The organism is Streptomyces sp. NPDC005408, assembly GCF_040606445.1.
Classification (GTDB): domain Bacteria; phylum Actinomycetota; class Actinomycetes; order Streptomycetales; family Streptomycetaceae; genus Streptomyces.
Genome location: NZ_JBEXEX010000098.1, coordinates 1 through 11,642 on the forward strand (window position 1 = coordinate 1; position 11,642 = coordinate 11,642).

The 11,642-nt window shown below is 68.7% G+C and carries 7 protein-coding genes and 2 pseudogenes; 4 read left to right on the forward strand and 5 right to left on the reverse strand.

What is annotated here, in order from left to right:
* Nucleotides 1-597: 597 nt before the first annotated feature.
* On the forward strand, nucleotides 598-732 hold the full coding sequence (locus ABZS64_RS38250) for a hypothetical protein (RefSeq protein WP_355839676.1): 135 nt from the start codon (nucleotides 598-600) through the stop codon (nucleotides 730-732).
* Between the two features lie 1,166 nt (nucleotides 733-1,898).
* On the opposite strand, the gene ABZS64_RS38255 is transcribed toward ABZS64_RS38250, so the two are convergent.
* The 3 genes and pseudogenes from ABZS64_RS38255 to ABZS64_RS38265 all read right to left on the reverse strand — a co-directional run.
* Nucleotides 1,899-3,266, reverse strand: coding sequence for an MFS transporter (locus ABZS64_RS38255; RefSeq protein ID WP_355839684.1), 1,368 nt, complete (start codon nucleotides 3,264-3,266; stop codon nucleotides 1,899-1,901).
* Between the two features lie 640 nt (nucleotides 3,267-3,906).
* The gene (locus ABZS64_RS38260; protein ID WP_355839687.1) at nucleotides 3,907-4,137 is read right to left on the reverse strand and encodes a hypothetical protein; all 231 of its coding nucleotides are present in this window, start codon (nucleotides 4,135-4,137) and stop codon (nucleotides 3,907-3,909) included.
* Nucleotides 4,138-4,187: 50 nt separating this feature from the next.
* A pseudogene (locus ABZS64_RS38265) lies at nucleotides 4,188-4,493 on the reverse strand (helix-turn-helix domain-containing protein); the annotation flags it as partial.
* A 411-nt stretch (nucleotides 4,494-4,904) separates the two neighbouring features.
* Here ABZS64_RS38265 and ABZS64_RS38270 point away from each other — a divergent pair.
* Both ABZS64_RS38270 and ABZS64_RS38275 read left to right on the forward strand, forming a co-directional pair.
* Nucleotides 4,905-6,836, forward strand: coding sequence for a M20/M25/M40 family metallo-hydrolase (locus ABZS64_RS38270; RefSeq protein WP_355839678.1), 1,932 nt, complete (start codon nucleotides 4,905-4,907; stop codon nucleotides 6,834-6,836).
* Between the two features lie 94 nt (nucleotides 6,837-6,930).
* Entirely contained in the window at nucleotides 6,931-8,976 is a 2,046-nt protein-coding gene (locus ABZS64_RS38275; RefSeq protein ID WP_355839680.1) for a M36 family metallopeptidase, read from the forward strand.
* A gap of 311 nt (nucleotides 8,977-9,287) precedes the next feature.
* On the opposite strand, the pseudogene ABZS64_RS38280 reads toward ABZS64_RS38275, so the two are convergent.
* A pseudogene (locus tag ABZS64_RS38280) lies at nucleotides 9,288-10,075 on the reverse strand (alpha/beta hydrolase); the annotation flags it as partial.
* 493 nt (nucleotides 10,076-10,568) lie between these two features.
* Between ABZS64_RS38280 and ABZS64_RS38285 the strand changes: the two are divergent.
* Nucleotides 10,569-10,871 (forward strand): hypothetical protein, encoded by a 303-nt coding sequence (locus ABZS64_RS38285; RefSeq protein WP_355839682.1) that lies wholly within the window; start codon nucleotides 10,569-10,571, stop codon nucleotides 10,869-10,871.
* A 102-nt stretch (nucleotides 10,872-10,973) separates the two neighbouring features.
* On the opposite strand, the gene ABZS64_RS38290 is transcribed toward ABZS64_RS38285, so the two are convergent.
* The gene (locus tag ABZS64_RS38290) at nucleotides 10,974-11,192 is read right to left on the reverse strand and encodes a hypothetical protein (protein ID WP_355839689.1); all 219 of its coding nucleotides are present in this window, start codon (nucleotides 11,190-11,192) and stop codon (nucleotides 10,974-10,976) included.
* Between the last annotated feature and the right edge of the window lie 450 nt (nucleotides 11,193-11,642).

The following is an 11,642-nucleotide window of genomic DNA, read 5'->3' on the forward strand; positions in this document are numbered from 1 at the left end:
CATCGACGGGCTCACCGCGACCTGCTTGAGCGGCGTGTCGTACCCCTTCACGCTGAAGAACCACGCGGGAACCCGTGCCGGTCCCCGGCTGGTGGGCGCGTTCCGGGCCGGACAATTGGATTGAAATTGCGTCGCAGGTATGAGAACGCGCGCCCGCTGACGGCGCTGCCGTTTTGTGAACATCCGCCAGCCCGTTGATCGCCAACTGCTACTGAAGGGTTGAGTGGCTGGCCGGGCAGAGCGTTTCGCAGGTCTCTGCCACGATCGAGTATGAATCGTCGGAGCACCTTCGCTGCTTCGCCGCCCCGGGGAGGGTGAGCTGATCGAGGTGGCGGGGGTCGAGCACTTCTTTCGGCTGACCGGTGGGCACACTGAAGGCCGGTTCGCCTTCGAGGAGTTCACGCTGGGAACGGGGACCGTGCGTGCTCGTCCGCATGTTCACCACGGACACGACGAGTACTTCCATGTTCTGGAGGGGGAGTTGAACCCTCCACAAACGGGGAAGGTGAGGTGACTGCCGTTCCCGGTAGCCTGCTGGCCGCGGTGCGCGGTACGCGGCACGGCTTCCGCAATGCCGGCACATAGACGGCGCGAGCCTTGTGTCTCTACACTCCTGCCGGATACGAGGGTTACTTCCGTGAGGTGCACGCGGCGGTGGCCGCGGGCGCCGAGGTGACCGACGAATTGCTGGCGGAGTTCCGCGGCCGTTACCGCACGACCTCCGCGAGCTGAGCTGAGCTGAGCGTGTTCACATTCGGCGCGTTGGCACCTGTCCGTTCAGCGGTAGGCTGCGCCGATGGTGCCCGGTCTCTTGCCCGGTTACGGGCTCTGCGGGACTGGGACCGCACGGTCTTTCACCACAAGCAGCGCAGCGGCGGAGGACAGGTGAGGAGTGGCTCCCGATCGACCTGACACGGGGGAGCCGCAGGCTCACCCTGAGAGCGCGCCGATGACGATGAGGTCGGCGAAGCTGAGCACGCTCAATCTGCGGCAGACGCAGGCCCTGCTTCAAGCGATGCGGCCTGCGCTACGACCACACAACACGCCTGCTGCTCACGCTCGCCTGCGTCGTCTTCCACACTGGGCAACTGATCAAGACCAACCCAGTGAAGTCGAAGGCTCGCCTGTTCGCCCTGCTTGCTGTCCTACCGTTGCTGTCTTTCGTCGGCCCCGTCCAGGCACGATGTGGGCCGAAGGGTACCTCTACCACAACAACAGCGCGGGCTCGTGGGTCACTTATGCCTTCGGCAAGGCGGACCACTACGTCCCGTAAAAGCGCTGAGCCCGGATATCCGCGCCCCGTCGCCGACACGGTTGGGCGTGCGCATCGGCGGAGTGCCGCCGTTTTCAGCCCGCGCCGTCCACGTCCTTGGAGAGGGGAGCCTGTCCGGTGTTGGCGACATGCCGGGCCGCGACCCAGGCGTGCTCGTCCCTGAGCAGGTACCAGATGCTGTTGCCGTCGATGTCCTGGGCATGGACCTTGCTCCGCAGGCCGACCTCGGCATCCCGGCTGAGTGTTTCCGGTGATGGGAGAGTCGGTGCTGGGGTACTTGCGCAGGTTGACGCCGATCGAGCTGACGACGGTGCCGAAGGGCTGCTGAGGCGTACTGGGCATCGATTCCTCCAGGTAGGAGCCGGGGCGCTGTTGAGCCGGACATGTCGGTATGCGGCCTTTGGCTGCAGACTAGAGCTTTGGCCATAGATGAGCTGGAGGCTGGCGTCGTGCGTTGCTGTCGGGGCAGGGAAGTGCGCGTCCTCCTGAAGTACGCGTGGTCCACGAGCCCTGCCTGGGTCTTGACGCGCACACTGGCCGTACACCCAGATGGCGTCTGTTCGTGTCGCCCGGGCGTCGACCAGTGGCGGATACGAGCATCGCCAGGGCAGCACCCTCACCCTGCTCACGCGCAGCGGGCCCGGGCGGCGAGCACGGTAGCCAGGGTGCACGGCACGAGCAGCAGCCCGAAGGCGGCGCCGTAGCCGACGGCGTGGGTCGAGCCGGCGCCCAGGCAAGCGTTGAACAAGGCGGAGGAGACGCCCAACACCACTATCTGGCCCAGATTCTGGGTTGTCTGCATCGCGCTGCTGGCATAGCCCTGACGGCCGGGCGGGCTGTGGGTGAGTGACAGCACTGTGAGGGAAGGGGCGTACATACCCATGCCGACGGCCGCGACGACCATGGCCGATGCGGCGGTGTACGCGGGCGTTGAGGGAAACGTCCCGGCGACCGCGAGCGCAACCGCCGCCGCCTGCACCAGCGCACCGGCCACGACCAGGAGGTGCCGGGGGCAGTGCTCCAGCAGCCGCCCCTGCACCAAGGAGGAGCCGGCCCAGGCCACGGCAGCACCCGTGAAGGCCAGGCCGATCACCATGGGAGGCGCGTCCCGTTCGGTGGCCAGCAGCAGGGGCACGTAGGCCTCCAGCGTAAAGAACACCCCTGAACCCAGACCGCGCAGCAGCACGGTGGCCGGGAGGCCGCGCACGGCACGCCAGGTGCCCGGCGGCAGCAGCCTTGACGCGAACACCGCCAGCAAGGCGAACCCGCCGGCACTGAACAGCAGGTGGCGCAGGTTCCAGCCCGAGACGCCGTACTGCCCCAACGCCGCACCCAGGCTTACGGCTATCGCAACCATCAGTGCAGGGCGCGCCGGCCTGTCTTCCGATGGGGCGGGGGCGGCCGCCCCGGAAGGGCCGCGCAATACGGCCACCACTACAAGCGCGGGCAACACGGTAAGAGCAGCCAGGCCGAAGAACACTGCGCGCCAGGACCACCACTCGGCCACAAGCCCTGCCAGCGGAGGGCCGACCAGCGACGGGATGATCCAGCAGGTACTCATCAACGCCAGTACGCGCGGCCGCAGACGGTCGGGGTAGGCCTGGCCGATGGCGGTGTTGATCGACACCGCGACCATCCCGCCCGCCAGCCCGTCCAGGAAGCGCCCGGCCGCCAGCTGCCAGATCGAGGTGCTGGCGCCCGAGACCAGCAGGGTTGCCACCGCCAGCACCATGCCCGCCGCAAGCGGGCTCTGCGCCCCGGAACGGTCTGCCCAATGACCGCCCAGCATCCCGCCGAGCAGGCTCGCTGCCACGAAGCACCCGGCCACCAGCGGGTAGAGCGACACCCCGTCCAGGTCTCGTGCAGCAGTCGGCAGCGTGGGGACAACGGCAAGCGCGGCGAGCCCGGTCAGGAACATCACTGCGGCGAAACAGGAGGTGGCGGCAACGTACGTCCCCGAGAACAATCCCTCGGCGGCTTTGGATTGCGCCAGGGGACGCTCAGCCGTTGTTGTCCACTCGTCGGAGGCCGCCACTTTCGGTTCCGTGGACGCCAGAGAGGCACTCAATGAGCACTTCGGGTCATCAGTCACGAGCGCACAAACTATGCGGAGGACGCGACTGTGTGCCACCCGTTTTGTGCCGGGGTTGGCAGTCAGGACGGCGAGCACGGACCGGATCACAGGCGCGGATCCTGGGAGAGCGCGGGTCGGGGCAGTTGCCGTCGCCGTTCTGTGAGATTCGGCCTGATCGACCGGCTTGCAATCAGCCAACTCGCAGTACTGAGGGGCCACGTGCCCCGCATGGCGCCACATGAGGCAACCCATGGCCATCAGTTGTCGTCCTGCGGGGAGCGGGAGCGGGAGCGGGAGCGGGGGAGCCACCAGGAATCCCTGAGGTGTCCGGCCTGTTGTTGAGTGTTTTCCACGGCACCCTCAACCTCACGCCCGACTGGGCCGGAGCCCTGGACGATCCGACGCTGTGGCGCGTCATCCCGACCGCGCCTGGCAGTGGGCCGACGTGGGTGAGCCCGACCGGCAGCACGCCGTCAGCGAAGGGGGTGCCGCGGAGAGTGCCCGGTTCAAGTGCCGTGGAGAGCCCGGCCGGGAGACGGACGCTGTTACCGTCTGCTCGTCACCCGGCCCCGTGCCAGTGCTGATCGTGCATCTGGTGGGCCTCGGTCAGCCCGTCGCGGAAGAACCGCTGGTAATAGCCGTTCTCGACGTGGTGAGCCTGCAGCCAGACCCCCGGTACGTGGATTGTGTCGCAGTGTGCGGGAAATCGGCCATGGGTCTCGTAGATGTACGTGCAGATGTCGCGCGTGCAGGCGATGACGTCGGCGGAGTAGTTGCTGGCCTGGTGCACATCGAACGCGTCGACCAGTGGGTGGCGTTCTTCGGTGTCTCCTCGAGCGTTTTGACGATCACCCGCTCCACATCAGCGTCGGTGATCTTCCGCGGGACTCCCGGCCGTGGCTCGTCACACAAGCCGTCCAGACCCTTCTCGAGGAAGCGGCGTTGCCACGTACGCACGGTGTCCGGAGTGATCCGCAGACGGCGCGACACCTCCATGATCGAGTGCCCGTCAGCACACTCCAGAACGATCCGTGAGCGAAGCGCCAAAGCCTGTGCCGTCGTACGCCGACGCACCCACCCTTCAAGCACTACCCGCTGACCATCAGTCACCGACAACGGCGGAATCTTCGGACCAGGACGACTCATACCCAACCAACGACGAATCTCCGACTCAGGTCACTAGGGCCCCGGCGTACGCAACATCACGGCGATTCCCACCGCGCGGGAGCGAACCCGGGCGAGTGATGCATCTTCTCCGTGCGTGCAATTCATGCGGCTTGTCCGAAAAGTCGTGGAGCTTCAGGCTATTGCGCCGCCCGCCCTTCCGGAGCCCTCATGGCATGCCCGCCCGGACCCCTTGTCCCGTCGGCCCGGGGTGCGAGAAGGCGCCTGGTCACGAAAACTAGAGACATATCCGCCAGATCAGGGAGAACGGGGACCTCCGAGCGGCGCTCATGACCGCCGCCCACCGCGCACGGCCGGCGGCTTCGGAGTTTCGGTCCTCGGGCGCTCACGGCGCCCGGCCCGCACGGCCGTTCACGTTACGGAGATGCAGAGATGTCCGTTGTCTTCTTCGACATAGGCGCGACCCTCGCCGATGCGAGCATCAAAGTTGACGGTTCATTGATTTTCCGGCCGCGGCCCCGCGTCGTGGAGGTTCTGGACGCGCTCAAGGGAGTGCGCAAGGGCATCCTCTCCAACCCGGGTGCCGGAGAGGCCGCACGGGCCCGCGCGAGAGCCGCGCTCGATGCGGCCTTCGCCGGCCGTTTCACGGACGACACCCTCCTCCACTGGGGCCCGAAGACCGCTCGCGGGATCTTCGACGGCGCGGTGGCGAGCGCGGGCGTCATGGCCGACGACTGCGTCTTCGTTGGCGAGGACCCTGATGAGCGCGCGGTCGCCCGCGAAGCCGGCATGCGCACGGCCGCACACCCGGTCTTCACGCGGGCCGCGATCGAGGGCCGGCCCGTCCTCTTCGCCAGGATCGAGCTGCCGGAGGGCCGGACCCTGGCCGAGCTGGAGGCGGTCGCGAACAGCGCCGAGGTCGTTCCGGTACACGTCGCATCCTGCCGGCTCGTCCTCGCAATGACCACCGCGCGGGGCGTGGGCGCACTCGAACAGGGCGGGTTCACGGCCGAGCTCCGGGAGCCGGTGGAGGACACGGCGGCCTTCCTGATGCGTGACGACCGTCAGGTCTCCCTCCCGGCAGAGTTCGCGGACGCCCCGGACGACCAGCAGGCACGGGCCGAGTCCGAACTGCGCGCCGCGGGCGCGTTCGCCTTCGTCGCGAACGAGCTCGCTGGGTCGGGCCGTACGGTCGCATCGCTCGGCCCGGCCCCGGGCGGTGTCTACATCGCCACCGGCGCCCCAGTCGAGGAACTGCACATCGCCGGTGCGAAACCCGGCCACACCGAACGGCTGCTCCCGGACCCGGCGCTGCTCTCCCGCCCGGGCGAGTCGGACGCGGAGGGCTTCGCCGCCGGATTCGCCGACCGGTTCGCCGGCGGCGCGCCGTCCGCGGAGACGGTCGACGTCGTGCGCGCCGCCGTCACCCCCGCGGTCATCCGCGACCACGTCGCCCGGCTCTCGGGCGTTGAGCCGCTCGTCGAGGGTGAGACGCTGAAGGTGCGCAGCCGCGACGCGGCGAGCGGTGACAACACCCTGGTCGTCAACGCGCTGGCCCGCCGGTTCCACGATCTCGGCCTCGCGGTCAGACTCCACCGGTTCAGCTGGCGGGGCCACCGGCTGTCCAATATCGAGGCCGAGTTCCCGGTCGCGGGATCGGACGGTGCCGTGCTCGTCACGGCGCACCTCGACTCGACGGCCGACCAGGGCGAGTTCGTCGACGCGAACGGCCGGCCGCGCCCGTACGACCCCGCGGTCGACCCGGCACCGGGCGCCGACGACGACGGGAGCGGCACGGCGGCCGTGCTCGCCGCGGCGGAGTGCCTGAGCGCGATCGTCGCCGCGGGAAGGATGCCGGCACGGACGGTGCGCTTCGTCCTCTTCAACGCCGAGGAGCAGGGACTCGTCGGCAGCAAGGTGTACGCGCGTGCCGCCGCGGCTGCGGGCGACACCATCGCGGGCGTATTCCAGATGGACATGATCGCGGGTTTCCAGGGCGGCGGGCGCTCGGTGGAGATCCACGCGGGCTCGGCGGTTCCCGGCCCGGTGGTGGACGCCTCGGACACCCTCGGCGACGTGGTCGCCGAGGGTGTCGAGGCGTTGGCCCCCGGCCTCGCGATCCAGCGGCTCACCGGCGAGTCCGACCCGGCTGCGGGCCGCAGCGACCACGCCAGCTTCCACGAACGCGGCTGGGCGGCCGTCGCCGTCTCCGAGAACTTCTTCGACGACAGCGCGCCTGCGACCGGCACCCGGCAGTACCACAAGCCGGGCGACACCCTCGACGACCGTGACCACAGCACGGACTACGCGGCCACGATCGCGTGCGGGGTGACGGCCGCCGCCCTGACGCTCGCGGGCCTGTGACCTCGCAGCACACAGGTCCTCAGCACGCGGCCCGCTCAGCACAAGAAGCCCTCTGCACAACGCGCACAACAAGCCCTCAATGCAAGGAGCATCGATGACGATGACGACGACGATCGACAAGCGGAACACGGCCTACGACGCGCTCGCCGCGGACGCCGGGGCCGACGACTTCCTCAACGAGACCGAGCGGGTCGCGGCCGAGGTCGACCACTCGCTGACCGCCGAGCGCGGCAAGGTGAACCACTACACCGGGCACCTGACCGAGCTGCGCGTGGACGGCGCCCCGAGCTTCGCCGAGGAGGGCGTCCCTCAGGCCCCCTCGGACGCCGGCTACATCGCCCGGGCCAAGGAGTACGTCGCCTCGGTCTCGGAGGCGATCGGATTCGCGGCCCGTGACCCCATCGAGTTCACGGCCGACCCGACCGTGACCAGGACGAGCGAGGGCATGCGCGTCGTCAGCCTGCGGCAGATGCTCAACGGCATCGAGGTCTGGTCGATGTCGCCGAAGGTGTGGATGCACGAGGACGGCACGGTCGACCGGGTCGTCGGCGACACGGTGAGTGTGCCCGCGAACCTCCCGGTGAAGCCGGCGGTCCCGGCCGAGGTGGCGCTGAGGGTGGCGGCCGCGAAGGCCGCCGAGCCCGTGACCCTCAAGGGACCCTTCGGGACGGACCAACTCCCGCAGTTCGAGATCCCCGAGAACTTCGAGCGCCTGTCGTTCCACCCGAGCAACGACCAGCCGATGACCTTCGCCAAGGGTCCCTTCGAGGAGGCCATCCCGGCCCGCCTCGTGTACCTCTACATGGGCGGCGATGTCCGTCTGACCTGGTTCTTCACGCTTTCACGCAAGAATTTCACCGCGCAGTACCACGCCTTCGTCGAGGCCGACGATCGCACCGCGGACCTGGACGCGCCCGAGATTCTCTACCTCTACGACGCGAGCAGCCGTGTGGTGGGCGGACTGGTCTTCAAGGACGACCCGATCGAGAGCCCCTTCGGCCAGGTCCCCTTCCCGCTGCCGGCGGACGCGTATCCGGCGGAGGCGTCCATCGAACTGCCCGCTGATTTCCCGACCGCCTGGACAGCGGCCCACAACGGGACGATGACGACCGAGGGCAACAACGTGCGCGCCCTCAACGGGAAGACCCGGAAGCCGTTCCAGATCCAGACCGACGCGCAGGGCAACGGACTGTTCAGCCCGGAGGTGGACACGCCCGAGCAGTTCGTCACCAACATCTTCTACTTCTGCAACTACATGCACGACTTCTTCATGAAGCTCGGCTTCACGGAGGAACAAGGAAACTTCCAGGCCACGAACGCACCGGGGCTGGGGAAGGGTGCGGACCCGGTCCTCGCCTTCGCCCACCCGAAAGCGGTGGAGGGAACGGCCAATATGGCCACACGGGCCGACGGCCTGGCCGCCGTGATGAACATGGGGCTGGTCACCGACACCGGCCGCCACACGGCCAACTCGGCGCATGTGGTCTTCCACGAGTACGTCCACGGCGTGACGAACCGTCTCGTCGGCGGCATGTTCGACGCGAACGGCCTGGAGGAGGACCAGTCGGTCTCGATGGGCGAGGGCTGGAGCGACTTCTTCGCGCTCACCGTGACCAACTTCGCCCGCGCCGAGGAGCGCGTCGTCACCGGCGACTGGGTGGTCAATGACGGCAGGGGCATCCGCCAGCGGCCCTACGACGACCGGTATCCCGGCACCTTCGGTGACATCGGCAAGCGCCGGGGCCAGGTCGCGGGCGCCGGCAACTCCGACCTCAGCTACCGGGAGGTCCATGACGTCGGCGAGATCTGGTGCGCGGCGCTCATGGAGCTGACCCGCAAGGTCGCCACCGCGCTCGACAGCAAGGAGCGGGGCTACCGGGTGACCTGGCAGGCGGTCGTCGACGGGCTGAAGCTCACCCCGAAGAACCCGTCGTTCCTCGTCGCGCGGGACGCGATCCTGCGTGCCTTCAAGGCGATGGAGGGCGGAAAGCTGAGCAGCGAGGAGTACGAGATGGTCCGGCGCGCGGCGTGTGAGGCGTTCGCGCGGTACGGCATGGGCTTCGACGCCTTCTGCCCGAACGCGTCCTTCGACGGCTGCGAGGGCGGCACGGCGCTGCCCCCGGCCGGGCACGAGGACTAGGGTCTGTTGTCCGGTCGATCCGGCCGGATCGGCGAGCGAGGTCCGGTGCACGCGATCGCAAGGCGGAGGAGGGAGCCACGCGGTGGGGGTAGTCCCGTGCCCGGAGGGCTACGGGGGCCGTAGGCGACTGACGACAACGCGCCTGGGGGTACCCCCAGGCGCAGTTCTGGGGGAGTGCTGGGGCACGCGAGCCCGGCAAGATCGGCCGGACAGGCCTCGTGCTGCGACCGGGAAGGGTCACCGGGTTGTTGGGGCAGATCTACCGGTCAGCACGGGTGTTGGAGGAAGGCGATGAGAGCGGCTGAGAGTTGGGCGGGTGCGTCCTCTTGGACGAGGTGGCCCGCACCGGCGATTGGCTCAAGTCGCGCGCCCGGGATGAGGGCAGCGAGCTCCCGTCCCTTCGCCACGGGAATCCCGGTGTCGTCGCGGCCCCAGTACACCAGCGTCGGATGCCGATCTCGCCGTACCGGTCCTGCACCTCGTCGGTGTAGAGCTGGTCGGCCTGGGCGATCTGCCGGTAGAAGGCGGCCTGGCCGAGATCGCCGAGCCACGGGCGCGACGAGCCGGTCGAGGACTGCCGGGTGCAGTCCGGGGCTGTTGGGCGAACTCACGTATTCGCGCACCCGGGCGTGGTGCAGCGCGGCGGCAGCTGCTCGAGGACTTCGGAGTGCTCGCCGACGAGCCGGAAGAACGGGGATCCCCACAGGCGCCATTGCGACCGGGTGGACCAAAGCGAGCGCGCGGTAGCGGGCGCCGTGCAGCAGATGTGCACGCAAGGAGACGGCGCCGCCGAAGTCGTGGGCGACCACCAGTGGTTCCTCCAATCCCCAGTGTGCCAGGAGCTCGTTGAAGACCCTGCCTTCGGCGGCCAGGGAGACATCCTGGCCGGCGGACTTCTCCGAGGCCCGTAACCGGGCATGTCCCAAACGAACACCTGGTGACGGCGGGCGAGGGAGCGGGCCACAGCGCGCCAGACGTATGAGGAGAAGGGTGTGCCATGGAGGAGGACGACCGGATGCCGGCCGGGTTGTCCGAGGCGGTCCCAGCGGACGTCGCCGGAGGTGCTGCGGAATGTCTCGGTCAGCTGCCATTCACTCATGGGTGTCGTTCCTCTCAGTTGTGCTTCCGGCCCAGGGGGTGATCATGCCGGGTTCGGTCTCGACGGCACCGTCAAGGGCCAGCAGCTTCGGGCCCGTTCACCGAGTGTCTGGTCACGCGGCGGCGGGGTGTGAGGGGTCTGCCTCCCCAGCGGATGTCTTTGCTCGCAGCCGAAGTCACCGTCGGCACCTGGCGTTCGCGCCGCGTGCCCGCCGACGCTCTGGCTGTGCCGGGGAGCGGGGGCTCAGTGGTTGGTGGGGCCGTCAAGGTGTCGGAGCTGGCACGCGTTTCACGCACCTCGACGACGGCGCGAGTGGGAACGACAGCACCTCGGCCAGTGCTCCGGGTTGCGGCCTCGCAAACAAGGCACCACCGTGGAAGCAGGGCGGGGCGCCAAGTCACAATCTCCAAGTGTCCGGCAGGAACCCCAGTGTGACAGGGCAATCAGTTCGCCAGCGGGAACACTGTCGGCGCGCAACTCGAACGAGGCCATCATGAAGGTGAAACACGCCTGCGGGCCCGAGGCAGACACCGAGTTCTTCCGCGAGATCGACGCGGTACTCGCCAGGTACCCGGCGGAGGCGCAGAAGTACGCCGTGCGCTGCCTGCGCCTCCAGAGCGAAGTCCTGCATGTGGACCTCGGCAGGCAGGTTGCGGTGTCCCGCGTCGAGGACGGACGCATCATCACGGAATTCGTCGACCGGGACGCCCCGCAGGTAGAGGCGCACCATTCGGCCTGCTGCGCCTGGACTGGCGTGGCTCCTCACAAGAGGTGCGTCGAGATCTGCCTGGAGTAGAGCTGACTTCGCTCGCGGTCGGCGGCGCCGCTGGTGCCAACAGCGGCTGGGGGCCGGTAGGTCGGCCCCGGTCCCGGCGTGAAGCTCACCGGCTTTGATAGGTCAGGCTGCGTCGATGAGCGGTCGTCCGCCCCAGCGGAGGCCCTTCTCGCTGCGGATGTGGGCGCGTTCGCGGCGTTGGGCGGCGAGGACGTCGCAGGAGAGCCGTTTGCGCGACCGGTGGAGCGGGGGTGACACCCGCCCGTCGCGCAGGAGCGCCCACAACACGCTCGCGCGTCGGCGGGCAAGGGCGATGACGGCTTGGACGTGCCGCCGGGACAACCCCCCGACACCATCCGCGCAGCGGCGGGTCTCCTCACCGACCAACAAGCAACCCAACACACCAAGGCACTCACACTGCCCGCCGCACAGACGTGATCACAACACCGGCCGCTACCCCGGCACGACCTCACGCTAATCACGCACGAGCCCGTTAGTTCACGGCCGGCACTCCTCGCCACCAGACACGACGAGACGGCCAATGGCCGCGCTCCACCTCGCGGGCATCATCTGGGCCGCAAGGCGATGACCCGAAATATGGTCCACCGACCAAGATCACACTTGCGGCAAACCGGGGGCGCAGGATGGGCACAGCCCGCGGTAGGTGACTTCGACATCGGACACCGTGAAGCCGAAGCGCTCCTCCGCCGGGAGGTCGCCCAGCAGATTGCCGGTCGGGTGGACATCGCGGACGGTGCCGCAGCTGGAGCACACCAGGTGCTGGTGCGGGTG